This is a genomic window from Waltera intestinalis (assembly GCF_009695995.1).
In the GTDB taxonomy this organism is placed as follows: domain Bacteria; phylum Bacillota; class Clostridia; order Lachnospirales; family Lachnospiraceae; genus Acetatifactor; species Acetatifactor intestinalis.
Window position 1 is genome coordinate 1 of sequence record NZ_VUMU01000010.1, and the last position, 12,979, is coordinate 12,979.

A 12,979-nucleotide genomic window follows, 5' to 3' on the forward strand; every position below is an offset into this window, starting at 1 on the left:
CAGCGTTCATCCTGAGCCAGGATCAAACTCTCATGTTAAAATGGTGTTTGTGTCCTGCCAGTTTTATCTGGCATTGTTTACTGTTAATTCGGGTAGCTTCTCGATCTTTCGATCGATCTGCTTGTTCTTGAATCTCGCAATTCATTTTTCTGAAAATCTTGGAATTTTCAGGGTTGCATTACTGTTTATTTGTCAAAGATCAGTGATTCTTCGTTGCTGTTGTTCTCAGCGGCAACTCTGATATCTTATCATGACCGCTTTCGTTTGTCAACAACTTTTTTGATTTTTTCAAATCTTTTTTCCAACCGAAAAACTTCGTTTCCGCGGTGGGTTTTCATACTACCATATTGTTTCCTGCTTTGTCAACAACTTTTTACATTTATTTTTCAAAGCATTTACAATGGCATAAAAGGCGTAAAAAAAGAAATCTCAATCTCTTAAGATTCTTCTCTTACTTCCTATTGGTAGTAAACGGAGAAAGAGGGATTTGAACCCTCGCGCCGGTTGCCCGACCTACACCCTTAGCAGGGGCGCCTCTTCAGCCTCTTGAGTATTTCTCCATAATCTGAAAATCGTCTCTACCAATATGTTATTGGCGTCATTTCGTGACGCAAAAATTATTATACATAAGGTCTATGTGTTTGTCAATTGCTTTTTTTATTAATTGTAGATATTGTTTATAAATATTCTTTAATAGCTTCTTCAATCCTGGATTTTACAAGATCTGCAATTTCCGGTGTCTTTAATTGTTTATATTCTTCATAGCAGATTGGTTTCAGATAAATCAATTTTACAGTTACCGGGGCTATGGACTTTTCATCAAAAGGTTTGTATGAATCAATCAGAGCACAGGGAACAATGGGGCATTTAGCCCTGACCGCACTTTTGAATGTCCCTCCCTTAAACGGAAGCAGCTGATTTCCCATGCGACTTCTAGTTCCTTCCGGGAAAATCAGAAAGTTTCTTCCCTTCTTTACTTCTTCGGTCATCTGATTGATTACCTGAAGAGACTGTTTAATGTCTTCTCTGTCTATTGCAATTGCATGCAAAGCCTTAAATACCTGCTTTAACAGTATTACGTTACTGACTTCCTTTTTATATACCACAGAAAAAGGAACCGGACAGGATTCCAGAAAAACAAGCGCATCAAACATTCCCTGATGATTCGGGAAAAAAATAAAACCATTTTCTTTGGGAATATTTTCCATCCCATAGCTTTCTATTTTTACTCTTCCGGCCCGATTGGCTGCCTTAGTTACTTTTTTAATAAATGCATAGTTTTCTTCCAGATTGAAGTTCTTCCGGGTTCCCAACCACCAGATACGCATCAGATAATACGGTACTTTATAAAAAAGTCTTACTACCATTAATATAATTCTGTACATATGTTATCTCCAGTTGCCTCACTCCCGGCAATACTTCTTCGTCGCCGTCTCATATAGATTATTACCCTGTGCATCAATGACTACGATTACCGGGAAATTGTTGACCGTCAATCTACGAATAGCTTCTGTGCCCAGATCATCATAAGCAATCACTTCCGACGAGGTAATTGACTTTGACAATAATGCGCCTGCGCCTCCTACTGCAGCAAAATAAACAGCTCCGTTGCGAACGATCGCATCCGCTACTTCCTTTGACCTTTTTCCCTTTCCGATCATTCCTTTCAGTCCAAGATCAAGAAGTCTCGGTGCATACTTATCCATTCTGCTGGCTGTGGTCGGTCCTGCAGATCCTATTTGTCTGCCCTCTCTGGCAGGAGACGGTCCCATATAATAGATCACATTATTTTCCATTTTCAGCGGAAGTTCTTCTCCTCTGTCCAGAGTCTCCTGCATTCTCTTGTGCGCTGCATCTCTTGCCGTATATATTGTGCCTGTTAAATATACATAATCCCCCGCCTTTAATGAGTGGGCGTCTTTCTCACTAAGTGGTACATTTACGTATCTGTCCATACTGTTTTCTCCATTGCTTTGTCATCCGGGATATCAGATTTCTCTGACTGCGTGTCTGTTCACATGGCAACATATATTTACCGCAACCGGTAATCCGGCAATATGGGTTGCATATGTGTTAATATTTACCGCAAGTGCCGTTGTTGTCCCTCCCAAGCCACCGGGACCTATGCCGGTTCTGTTGATCTTCTCCAGCATCTCTTCCTCCAGTTCTTTTACATAAGGGATCTCAGAGTGTTTATCAATCGGTCTAGTCAGAGCCTCCTTCGCCAGCAAAGCACATTTTTCAAAAGTGCCGCCGATACCCACTCCCACCACCATCGGCGGACAAGCATTCGGTCCGGCATCCTTTACGGCAGTAAGGATTGCGTTTTTCACACCTTCTATTCCATCCGCCGGCTTCAGCATAAACACCCGGCTCATATTTTCACTTCCAAAACCTTTCGGTGCAACAGTGACAGTAATGCGGTCTCCGGGAATAATACTGTAATGAATGATTGCCGGTGTATTATCCCTGGTATTTTCACGATAAATCGGATCTCTTACCACCGATTTACGCAGATATCCATCCACGTATCCGCGGCGAACTCCCTCGTTCACAGCATCTTCCACATTTCCGCCTACAAAATGAACGTCCTGACCTACTTTCAAAAACACCACGGCCATACCGGTGTCCTGGCAGATAGGAATCATATCTTTCTCTGCAATTTCCATATTTTCCTGTAGCTGACTCAGAATCTGTCTGCCTAAAGGAGCCTGTTCCCGATTTTGTGCCTCGGTAAAAGCAGTCTTCATATCTTCCGACAGATAATGATTGGCCTCGATACACATTTCACTGATATTTTGCGTCAAAACGCTCACATCTACTGTTCTCATACTCTCACCATGTTATTCTGTAATTGTTCTGCGAACCTCTTCCAGTTCTTCCGGTGTGCTCTCTCCTGGTGTCCATAAAATCTTCTGTCCGTCATTCACATAGCGGGGAATCAGATGCATATGAAAATGCTGTACTGTCTGTCCAGCTGCTTCTCCATTGTTCTGAACAATATTCAAGCCGTCGCAGTTCAATTTTTCCTTCATTTTTATCGCAAGCTTCTTCGCAATGACAAATACTTTCGATGCTGTCTCATCCGGCAATTCATATAAGTTATCCGCATGCTCCTTGGGTAAAATAAGAGCATGACCCTTTGTTGCCGGTCCAAGGTCCAGAATTACTCTGAAATCTTCGTCTTCGTACAATGTTTTGGAAGGAATATCTCCATTCGCAATTTTACAGAAAATACAATCCTCTTTTTTCATCTTTCTCGCTCCTATCTGTTTATCTATCCTTTTCCTCAAACGGAAATGCCTGATCCAAGGTTCTCAAAATACGGAAATCCCCTTTCATGCGCTGCATAACGCCGGACATAAATGCTCTCTGAAAAGTCATTCTTCCATTTATAATATCTTCCATTGCAGCTCGGTTCATAGACATCTCAACATCGTGTTTTTCGGTTTCTCCGTAGCCGCATTCCACAGAGGTCCCATTCACTGCAATCCACATAGGTGCTTTCTTTTCTTCTATTATAATAGTATAAATTGCTTCAAAACCCGGTTGTGGAACAAATGCCTTCTTAAATTCACTGAGATATTCTTCTTCACCATCTGCTCCGTTATTATCCAGCATTCCACGGAACATGCTGGTAAGCTCCTGAATATCCTCTTTCTGCCTCTGCACATAACTGTCATCCGACACATACTCCGACAGCTGCTCCGTCTCCTGCGGCGTAAGATTAATGGATTTCGGAATTGTAATTTTCTGTCTCATCACCTTATTACTGGCCGGAAAACTGGCCAGTTTCTGATTGATGGTGCGATACATGTTCTCCGCTTTTTTCTCGATAATATGGCCATACTGCTCATTCATTTCCAAAGACACAGTATTCTCTATATATCCGCAGATTCCACTGCAGGGCAGTCCACCCAGGATCTCCCATGCCGTAGCCAGGTTCAGTTTACCTTCCCTCTCTCCATATGTAGTAGACATTACTACCGGACACATATAAATACCGGCAATGGCTTCCTTATCACCATATAGCCAGCAGGCATCCAGAAATTGCTGCATATAGCCGCCAATACCGTACCATTCCACTGTAGTTGCCAGGATAATACCGTCTGCTTCTTTTAGCGTCTGCGGCAATGTTGTAATGTTGCTCTTGCCATCATAGAGGTTATACCGCTCCACGTGTACACGCAGCTCCTCCAGGACTTCCTGCATTTTGTTGATGACATAAATGGTAGGATCATCAATAATCCCCCGTCCTCCGTAATAGATATTGATATTCAAGTCTACACCTCTCGATTTCTTTTTTGCTTTCTTATCATACAGAGCAATGCCCCTGCCAGGAAACCGGTCAAAAGCCCGCCCACATGCGCTGCATTGTCCACGTTCTGCGCCGTGAATCCATTATAAAGAGATAACGCAATCATCAGTATTACTCGTTTGGGTGTAACATCCGGCATAGATCTCCGATCCAGTAAAATCCATGCCAACAACACTCCGTCCAAGCCGAAAATCGCACCGCTCGCCCCTACCGAAGCAATTCTTTCCATTGCTATCACCTTATAAATCAGAGAACAAATATTGGCGCCGATCCCGGATAATAAATACAGAATCAAAAACTGTAAATGCCCTGTTACTTTTTCTATCATTGCTCCCAGAAAAAACAGGATTACCATATTATTAAAAAGGTGCTCTATGCCCGCATGTAAAAAAGTGGATGATAAAATTCTTCCATACTCCCCATACCGCAACACAGCTACTGCGTCCAGTTCGCCTATATTATATAACAGATCCCCCGTAAAAGTACATATCAGATACACAATAACATTGATTACCACAAGTGTTCCGCACACAATAGGAAGGTTCTGTCTTTTTTGCATCTATCCTGTTCCTCCGGAAATGATCATCCTTAATATCAATATCTAAAATGTACCACTGTTTCCGGCATTGCGTCAACCAAAAGGATGTCATACTTATATCAACGGTATATCAATGTCCTTTTTCCAAAGGTTATCTCATCACCCTCTTCCAATTTTCTTTTCTCATAAGGCTGCATGCGAAGCCCGTTTTTGAAAGTTCCATTCGTGGAATTCATATCTTCCAGATAATATCCGTCTTCTTCTTTTACAATTCTGGCATGAAGTCTGCTGATCGACAGATCCTCCAGTACCAGATCCGCCTCTCCCCTTTTCTTGCCTATTGTATAAGCTTCCTGGTCCAATGTTGCGATCAGTGATCCTTCTTCCGTCAGCAATCGATGTTTTATTTCACGCATTGCCGACTGTTCTCCCATATATACAGTCCGACCCATATCTTCCTCTTCATATGCCGTTTCCTCTGCTACCGCATATCCGTTCATGGTCAGTTGCAGATTTCTGCTATAATTTTCCCTTTCTTGTTTCTCTTTCTTTTTGCGGTTTTCCCATAATGCAAATAAACTCTTTTTCTCACCTGTCGTTCGATTTTCTTCCCGTTTATTCTCTATTTTTTCTTCTGCCGGCAAAATATCCTCCGTCTTCTGTTGTATCATTTCCTCTTTTGTATGTTCTGTCGGATCGATTCCGGAGATCCGCAGGCATTCCGCATCTTCATAAATTTTTTGCTGCAGATACACTTCTCCGGCCGTCTCATACTGTTCATATGCCTTATACAAATATTCCACCATTTCTTCATCCTGGTAATCAATATGTTCTATCAGGTATTCCAGTAATTCATGAAAACCGGTCTCCTGCCTGCAATAAGGAATATATATGAAATAGAAATCATTCTTTTCCAAATCCTGATAGATATGCTGTGGAAACCATACAATATTGCTCTCCTCCAATAAAAAGCGGGACATTTCCTGTCGGACTCTTCTCATGCTCCACAAAAAATCAGTCAGCCACTGTCTGTTTATCACCTTTTTATCAAAAAGCTGTGCTATATTCTGTCTAGATGTAATGTCATAATACAAATAGGCATTTCCATCAATATATCGCAGGCTGCATGGGAGCAATCCCTTGATTCCTCCCCGGCTGATCATACAATATTGATATCTTTTTTCCTCTGGCTTTTCTCCCAGAGCCATTCTTTCATAGTTTGCATTCAGGCTTCGAATATATTCTGTATTTATCATAGCTAAACTTTCCCTTCTTAATTATTTTCTTCCGTATTATCCCTTTTGTTCTGTACATTTCTGCTTCTTCTCAGCCAAAATACCGGCGAAATCCTATCTGCTTGAAAAGAAGCTTTGGCACTCCAATATTTTTCTTGCGTTCCCATACCGGCAAAAGGATATCTGAGTCGTCCTGTTTTTTCAAGAATGACATCGTTTTTTTCCAGATTCCACAATGGGTCCTCATTCTCCCACGCAATATATTTCTCCTCGTCAAAATGCAATGCTTTCTTCTGCATATAGTCATTCAGCTGCTCTTTTGTGAGTGTCCACTTACTTCCGCTGAGAACGGTCGCTTTTCCTATATCCTGTTCCAACAGGCATCTGTCATATTGAAAAAGTAACAAATAGGTCATTAATAAAATAACTGACAGAATTATCGGGTAAAGAATTGCAGCTTCCACTGTAAAATACGCATCAGACTCTTTTTTCATAATTACATTTCCTCCGGTTTTATATCATCCAGGTGGTTAAATAAGCCAAAAATAAAAAAGGAATGTACGGAATACGCCTTTTTCGATCCCGTCTAAGCATATAAAGAATCATAGAATACAGAAATATATAAATAAGGCTCAGACAAAATATCAGCAATGCCTGTCCATCTCTGCATATACTTCCCAACTGGATCAATACAATGCCGTCCGCCATGCCGATTGCTTCCGTCATCTTTGTCAGTAGAAGCAATATTATCCCCGGTACCGTTTCTACAATAATCCCTGTTTTCCAGCCCATTATGCAGATATCTGTTATGACAAGTAAGCTTCCTAAAAACAACAGCCATACCGGAATTGTTCTTTTCCGAATATCACACAGGCTTATTTTTCCGAGATAAACACTCCATATGATTTTTTCCACCCAAAATACCATTTTGTTTTACCTATCTTTCGAATTGTTTCCCCTGCATCTGCTACACACTTCATATTTGAAAGCTTCCTCTTTGGGAATTTTTTGTACTGTCCGTTTTAATCCGGGACAATCCCGCCGGCTGTGATAACATTCTCCGTTTTCCGAAACGAAAAATAGCAGTCCTCCTGTCGGATGCGGTATTTTGTCTGTGCATTTTTCACATGGTCTGTACTCCCGCAGAGCCTCTGTCGCTTCCACCACACGGACGGATAGCCGAATGTGCGTACATTCTCTGTTCGTATGATATACTCTGCCGTTTTCCGTAACATATATATACTCTTCGTCTTCCGCCTCCGGAATTTCATACCCGTTCCACATATGGCCATAATAACGATTGGCCATTCGAAATTTTTTGAATCCTGACAGTTGAGATATTCCCGCAATCCTATAAGTCATATTGATTGTATAAATGTCACCTTCAATATCGCTCTCCAAGAACTGTAATCCATCACTTCCTCCGTCCAAAGGTGACATTTCCAGATATTCCTCTCCCAGCTGTTCTTCGATCTGTTCCTTGACATAAGTATAAGATACGGCAACTGCCTCCAGTCTATGGTCTGCAGAACCCTGCTGTCCCTCCGGTAATGCACCGTAGACACCGATCTGCCGCCCGGCATTCCACAATGCCACTTCCAGATTTCCGTGCAGCCTTATGATTTCTATGGCATTACCCATAGAAATCACAAAAAAGCAAAACAGGGGCAGCACCAGCGCTGCTTCTACCGTCATACTTCCCCTGACGCAGGTCCTTTGGAGCATGGGCAGTGATATCCTCTTTATGTATTCAATGACTAATGGTAATTTTGCGGGGAGAATTTTTTTACATGGGTTAAGAATATTTCTTATTTTCGGAGAAGGTCTCATGTGTTTTTGTTTCATAGTTGTTTTGCATTGTTCCCATAAAGAGGACATCACCGCCCACCTCCCTTTTACTCCGACATACCCGTCGCCGCTTCAAAAGACGTTATATAGGATTTCTGGCGTTCTATCTCAACACTATATCCATATCGGCTCTTCACCTTTACATTCATTTGAAGTTCCGCAATACATGCATCCAGACAAAAGTTCTGATTTCCGGGGGTAACTCTGATATCCTGCTCCACAATATTCATTGCTCTGTAGGTGACGGTTCTTTCATCACAAAGCAACAAAAATATTCTCAGATAGTCCTCATAACCCAGATCCGTCACAGCATCCGCATCTCCGGAACGTCCCTCATCCGTCAGGTTTCCCTGTAATATCATCTGTAATCCGCAGTGCCAGGTGCTGTCACTTTTCAGTAAAGGTATTTTGTCTCCGGCAAGCATTGTTCTAACATCATACACGCTCTCCGCAAATGCCCACCCAAGTATCAATGAGATTGTAAACAATTCTCCTATTTCCGGAACCATCATAACTGCTGCCAGCGCTTCACCCAAAACTTCCGCAACCGCATATTTTTCTTCACTTCCGAACAAATAAGCGGCATTGACGGCTTCCCTGATCGCAAATATCCTGTTTATCACATAACGAAGATTTTCCCGGTCACTTTCTTCTCCTGCGATGATATATTCCACCTGATACCACAGCGGACTGGTTTTTTTCTCAGTACTATACCTTCCCATATATTTCAGCAGATACTCATGAAATAATATTCTTTCCTTCTCTTTTTCCCATTCCGTCTGGGATTGTAGCGCAATATTTCCCCGATTGATCTGATCTCGTTCCTCTCTCGCTTCTATGAATTGTTCTGTTTCTATTCTGCGATCTGAAATCTCTTCTTCGGGAAGCACCAGTGAAAGTATTCCGCTTTTCTTTTTTTCCTCCAATGCCTCTGTGGGATTTTCGATATGAATTACTTTTCCGTCAGCCGTTTCTCTTCCGTCGTATTCCCGGATCTGCGCATCCACGGTCTGTTTTTCTTCTTCTACACTGCGTTCCAACAGTCCACGGGATTTTATGGTCTTCACCCATTCTTTTATCTGTTGCAAAAGTCCGATGCCGACATCATCTTCTATTGCGTCCACCGCCATTCTGCGAAAGACTTCTCCATCCCCATCGGTCACAAAAGCAGCCTTTGTCATTTCTGCTTTTTCTGCTTCCAGCGCAAAAAAATCACGATACAGAAATTTATCGAAGAAAATATCTTCCAGCGAAAAATTGTGATTCATATATTCCAGGAGGTGTTCTTCTGTCAATTTTGTCGTCCCATGCTCGGTTCCATAGGAACAATCTACTGCGAAAAGATTATACTGGGCGAATAACTCCCTGTGATATTCCGCCAGAATACTATCCATTCCTATGTCCATAACACATTCTGTTTCCAGGCAGATCCCCCGGTACCGGCAACCTTCTATCAACGCAAGGCACAGTGAAATCATCACTCCAAGTGTAAGCGCAAGATATATTGTCATGTATCCGTTTTCTTTCATAAGGGCATGCTCTTATATTTTTTTCGTCTGGCTGGTAATTTTATCGAAAATAGAATTAACGATCTCCGTAATCTTTTCCTTAAAGATCACTACAAGGCCCACCAGTACCACGATGATCAGAATCACCTCTACAGTTCCCATTCCATCCTCTTCTTTTATAAATTGTCGAAACGTTTTTAAATGATTCATATTTTTCTCCTTTTCTAAACTCCCACATTAGAAAACGCGGGAAACATAATTAAAATCATAACCACCAAGAGTAGCATTATCATTGGTAACAGTAATTTTGTAGATGCCTCCTCACATAATTTTCTGGCATTACGCATTCTCATTTCTTCTGCCTCTTTTGCCTCTTCGTGCAATTGCTGTAAAAGCATGGTGCTTCCCTTTTTTACATTTTGCGTAAGGAAAGTACTTAATCGGATATATTCCCGAACTCCTGTCCTTTTTCCAAATTTTTCATATGCCGCGCCCTCCGACACACCCATACGGATCTCACGGACTGCAATCAATAATTCTTCGTATGCTGCCTGTTCCTTTGCTCCTTTTTTCCGTTTCTGTTCATAATCTTCCGCTATCTTATTCACTGCAGCCCGTACCGTCAGTCCAGCTTCCAGATATAATGTTATTTTTTGCAGTATTTCCGGGTACTTCCTTTTTTCTTCCTGCTTCTTTTTCTCTACAAGCTCATGAATATCCCGATCTTTAAAGAAGAAGACTACCACAATCGTCACTAGCGTTCCCAACAATAATTGAAGCTCCGTCAGATTTCTCTGTCGCCACGATATCTTTTTACCGTCAATTGACTCAGGCAGCATAAAAGCTTCCTGCTCCGGATCTGACGTCTGTGCATTTTCCAGCATTTTTTCCAGAACAGCTTTTTCACTTTTGTCGATTACATCATTCTGATTTTTTACGGTAACCGACGTTTCTGTCTCCCCTTGGTATTCTTCATAAGTAAGTTCCGCTTTCAAGCGCACCGTGCTGTCCTGCTCCTGAGGATTTACTTTCCCCTCCGGACTGATAACATCCATGCGATCGCTCTTCCATGTAACTGTAAAAGGGTAATCATCATATTCCTCCTGCAATTGCAGATCCTCCCTGACACAGTCCAATGATTCATTCCCTCCGCAGATCAGGCCCGGCAATTCCTCCCGGAAAGCATCAAACAATTTCTGCAATTCCTCCTGACGGTATTTTCTGGGTTGTACTGTAAGCGCAAAGGAATATTGACTACCATCCTCTACTTTTCCGATAATAACATAGTCCTTGCTTCCGCTTCCGGAATCTGCCCTCTTCATCCAACCGTTTTTTATAGAATTTCCTTCAATTTTTCCAAGTACAACAAACAATATCATAAGAATTCCCACGAAAAATATCATGAGGGACATTGTTAACTTCCTTACATAATACTCTGTAATGCGCTCCTCCTGATTTTCTCCGGGATATAAACGGCTCAGATCTGTCTTTACCCTGTCTCTTCCCGGAACCGGTATTTTCCACAGGTGCATTTTCTTGTATATTATGAGCACTACCTGATAGCAGATCTCCACTACACCCTTTTTTCGTTTCATAGTATTCTCCCTTTAGAGACTTTCACCGATCCGTTCCATGATTTTCTCTCCTACGATATAGGCACACAAATAGATTGCAAGACATGCTGTCATTATGATATATCCGGTTATGTTATGATACAGCGATGCAAAATAACCCGGATATGTGACACCTATATAGAATGAGATTGCAAAAGGCATCACTTCCATCACTCTCTGTTCCAGGCGTCTTCCCTGCAGTAATGTCATCATCTCCTGTGTCGTCTCCACTTTATCGCTGATCAGTTCTGCAGTATTTCGTATGATCTGCGATACATTGCCTCCTCCCCTTTTCGCCACCGAGAGTATCGTCGAAAACTGTTGAATCTCTTCACATCCACTGCGTTCTGCCAGATCTCCTATCAGTTCCTCCAATGTGATATTTACGATCATACCTCTGCGGATCAGTTCCAGTTCACCATACATTGCGGATCGTTCGCCAAAAAGCAGACGAATATCTTCTCTGCTCTCCAAGAAAGCATTTTCCACGGCGTATCCGGTTCTGAGCGAATTGGCAACCGCAAGAAGACATTCCTTGAACTGCACGGTCAGTTCCCATCGTTTTTTCTCCCTCTGTTCTCTGACACACTTCCGGAAATAAAGAATTCCCGGGAAAATAAAGAGAATGATAGCAAACACCGAACGATAGAAGAACCAGGAAAAAAAGAGAATTCCGGCTGTTGTGCGCAGCAAAGGATTCATCAATTCACGAAAGTCCGGCCGCTTTAAGTTTCCCTTCATGAAGCAAGCCTCCCTTTTTCTGTAATTTACCAACTACATTACCTTCGCTGCTCTCCCCCAGTTCTTCAAAGCAGTACAATGGATTCAGACGGATTTCGCCGTTCTCACAACCCACTACTTCTGTAATTTCCAACACTTTTCTGCTTTTATCCCGAATTCTCCCCAGATGCACAATAATATCCACGCCGGATGCTATCTGGTTGCGGATTGCCGGAAGCGGCAGATCCATTCCCATGAGTACCATATTCTCCAGTCTCGACAGCATATCGGCCGCGCTGTTTGCATGTCCTGTAGACATACTGCCGTCATGCCCGGTATTCATGCATTGCAGCATATCAATAGCTTCCGCGCCTCTCACTTCGCCTACAATGATCCTGTCGGGCCGCATCCGCAGAGATGAGCGGATAAGTTCCCGGATTCCGATCTCTCTGCATCCTTCCGCATTGCCATTACGTGTCTCCAGGCGCACTAGATTGGGAATTCCCTGAAGTTGCAGTTCCGCACTGTCTTCGATGGTGATGATCCGCTGTTCCGGCGGAATGAATCCGGATAAAACATTCAAAAAGGTCGTCTTCCCGCTACCGGTTCCTCCACTGACGAAAATGTTATATCCAGCCTTTACCAGGGTCTTCAAAAAATCCGCAGCTTCCGGAGATATAGTTTCCATCGCGATCAGTTTTTGCATGGTGATCGGTTTATCCGGAAAGCGTCTTATGGTAATAATGGGACCATTCAATGCAATGGGACTCATCACAATGTTCACACGGGCTCCATTGCTTAATCGCGCATCAACAATCGGTGATGCCTCATTTACCACTCTGTTACATCCGGCCACGATCTGTTGGATCACATCCTGGAGCTTTTCCATGGAATCGAAAGCCCGATCCAATTCCTGCAGCTGTCCGTCCCTCTCTACAAAAATATGATCCAGTCCATTGATCATAATCTCCGTAACAGAGCTGTCATCCACAAAAATCTGCAGAATATCCAGCCGTCTCAGGGAATCAAACAATTCCTTACGCAATCGTCTCCGCAATTCCACAGAACACAATTCCAGATTTTCCTGTTCCATGAGAACTTCATCAATCGTATCCTCTACCTCTTCATCCGTGTAGTCTCTTCCGTAATCCAGTCTCTCCTGCACCATTTGTCGAAGTTTTCTTCTCTGTTCCAAGTAA

At 42.5% G+C, this 12,979-nt stretch carries 14 protein-coding genes and 1 tRNA gene; all 15 read right to left on the bottom strand.

Annotation, left to right across the window (positions count from 1 at the left end):
• Window positions 1–472: 472 nt before the first annotated feature.
• Window positions 473–560: transfer RNA gene (locus FYJ59_RS08855), tRNA-Ser, on the bottom strand.
• A 117-nt stretch (window positions 561–677) separates the two neighbouring features.
• Window positions 678–1,385, bottom strand: a complete 708-nt coding sequence (locus FYJ59_RS08860; RefSeq protein ID WP_154496524.1) for a lysophospholipid acyltransferase family protein — start codon at window positions 1,383–1,385, stop codon at window positions 678–680.
• Between the two features lie 18 nt (window positions 1,386–1,403).
• Complete coding sequence (locus tag FYJ59_RS08865) at window positions 1,404–1,955, bottom strand: Fe-S-containing hydro-lyase (RefSeq protein ID WP_154496525.1); 552 nt, start codon at window positions 1,953–1,955, stop codon at window positions 1,404–1,406.
• Between the two features lie 33 nt (window positions 1,956–1,988).
• Complete coding sequence (locus tag FYJ59_RS08870; RefSeq protein WP_022154970.1) at window positions 1,989–2,831, bottom strand: fumarate hydratase; 843 nt, start codon at window positions 2,829–2,831, stop codon at window positions 1,989–1,991.
• 12 nt (window positions 2,832–2,843) lie between these two features.
• Window positions 2,844–3,254 (bottom strand): HIT family protein, encoded by a 411-nt coding sequence (locus tag FYJ59_RS08875; protein WP_154496526.1) that lies wholly within the window; start codon window positions 3,252–3,254, stop codon window positions 2,844–2,846.
• A 19-nt stretch (window positions 3,255–3,273) separates the two neighbouring features.
• Window positions 3,274–4,281 (bottom strand): SCP2 sterol-binding domain-containing protein, encoded by a 1,008-nt coding sequence (locus tag FYJ59_RS08880; protein ID WP_154496527.1) that lies wholly within the window; start codon window positions 4,279–4,281, stop codon window positions 3,274–3,276.
• A gap of 2 nt (window positions 4,282–4,283) precedes the next feature.
• Entirely contained in the window at window positions 4,284–4,877 is a 594-nt protein-coding gene (locus FYJ59_RS08885) for a rhomboid family intramembrane serine protease (protein WP_022154967.1), read from the bottom strand.
• Window positions 4,878–4,975: 98 nt separating this feature from the next.
• Window positions 4,976–6,112 (bottom strand): DUF6382 domain-containing protein, encoded by a 1,137-nt coding sequence (locus tag FYJ59_RS08890; RefSeq protein ID WP_154496528.1) that lies wholly within the window; start codon window positions 6,110–6,112, stop codon window positions 4,976–4,978.
• Window positions 6,113–6,129: 17 nt separating this feature from the next.
• The gene (locus FYJ59_RS08895) at window positions 6,130–6,585 is read right to left on the bottom strand and encodes a hypothetical protein (protein ID WP_154496529.1); all 456 of its coding nucleotides are present in this window, start codon (window positions 6,583–6,585) and stop codon (window positions 6,130–6,132) included.
• 439 nt (window positions 6,586–7,024) lie between these two features.
• Window positions 7,025–7,786, bottom strand: coding sequence for a hypothetical protein (locus FYJ59_RS08900; protein WP_148445816.1), 762 nt, complete (start codon window positions 7,784–7,786; stop codon window positions 7,025–7,027).
• Window positions 7,787–7,986: 200 nt separating this feature from the next.
• The gene (locus tag FYJ59_RS08905; RefSeq protein WP_154496530.1) at window positions 7,987–9,468 is read right to left on the bottom strand and encodes a DUF5702 domain-containing protein; all 1,482 of its coding nucleotides are present in this window, start codon (window positions 9,466–9,468) and stop codon (window positions 7,987–7,989) included.
• 12 nt (window positions 9,469–9,480) lie between these two features.
• A complete protein-coding gene (locus tag FYJ59_RS08910) occupies window positions 9,481–9,657 on the bottom strand; it encodes a Flp1 family type IVb pilin (RefSeq protein WP_154496531.1) in 177 nt (58 codons plus the stop codon).
• A gap of 14 nt (window positions 9,658–9,671) precedes the next feature.
• Window positions 9,672–11,042: an immunoglobulin-like domain-containing protein gene (locus FYJ59_RS08915; protein ID WP_154496532.1), complete on the bottom strand. Its 1,371-nt coding sequence runs from the start codon at window positions 11,040–11,042 to the stop codon at window positions 9,672–9,674.
• A gap of 12 nt (window positions 11,043–11,054) precedes the next feature.
• Window positions 11,055–11,801: a type II secretion system F family protein gene (locus FYJ59_RS08920; RefSeq protein WP_154496533.1), complete on the bottom strand. Its 747-nt coding sequence runs from the start codon at window positions 11,799–11,801 to the stop codon at window positions 11,055–11,057.
• A complete protein-coding gene (locus tag FYJ59_RS08925; RefSeq protein ID WP_408646198.1) occupies window positions 11,767–12,975 on the bottom strand; it encodes a CpaF family protein in 1,209 nt (402 codons plus the stop codon). Before FYJ59_RS08925 ends, FYJ59_RS08920 begins: the two co-directional genes overlap by 35 nt.
• Window positions 12,976–12,979: the final 4 nt, after the last annotated feature.

Coding starts and splice junctions, on each gene's coding strand:
- FYJ59_RS08860 (WP_154496524.1), bottom strand. CDS start 1,385: ATGTACAGAATTATATTAATGGTAGTAAGACTTTTTTATAAAGTACCG.
- FYJ59_RS08865 (WP_154496525.1), bottom strand. CDS start 1,955: ATGGACAGATACGTAAATGTACCACTTAGTGAGAAAGACGCCCACTCA.
- FYJ59_RS08870 (WP_022154970.1), bottom strand. CDS start 2,831: ATGAGAACAGTAGATGTGAGCGTTTTGACGCAAAATATCAGTGAAATG.
- FYJ59_RS08875 (WP_154496526.1), bottom strand. CDS start 3,254: ATGAAAAAAGAGGATTGTATTTTCTGTAAAATTGCGAATGGAGATATT.
- FYJ59_RS08885 (WP_022154967.1), bottom strand. CDS start 4,877: ATGCAAAAAAGACAGAACCTTCCTATTGTGTGCGGAACACTTGTGGTA.
- FYJ59_RS08890 (WP_154496528.1), bottom strand. CDS start 6,112: ATGATAAATACAGAATATATTCGAAGCCTGAATGCAAACTATGAAAGA.
- FYJ59_RS08895 (WP_154496529.1), bottom strand. CDS start 6,585: ATGAAAAAAGAGTCTGATGCGTATTTTACAGTGGAAGCTGCAATTCTT.
- FYJ59_RS08900 (WP_148445816.1), bottom strand. CDS start 7,786: ATGACGGTAGAAGCAGCGCTGGTGCTGCCCCTGTTTTGCTTTTTTGTG.
- FYJ59_RS08905 (WP_154496530.1), bottom strand. CDS start 9,468: ATGAAAGAAAACGGATACATGACAATATATCTTGCGCTTACACTTGGA.
- FYJ59_RS08910 (WP_154496531.1), bottom strand. CDS start 9,657: ATGAATCATTTAAAAACGTTTCGACAATTTATAAAAGAAGAGGATGGA.
- FYJ59_RS08915 (WP_154496532.1), bottom strand. CDS start 11,042: ATGAAACGAAAAAAGGGTGTAGTGGAGATCTGCTATCAGGTAGTGCTC.
- FYJ59_RS08920 (WP_154496533.1), bottom strand. CDS start 11,801: ATGAAGGGAAACTTAAAGCGGCCGGACTTTCGTGAATTGATGAATCCT.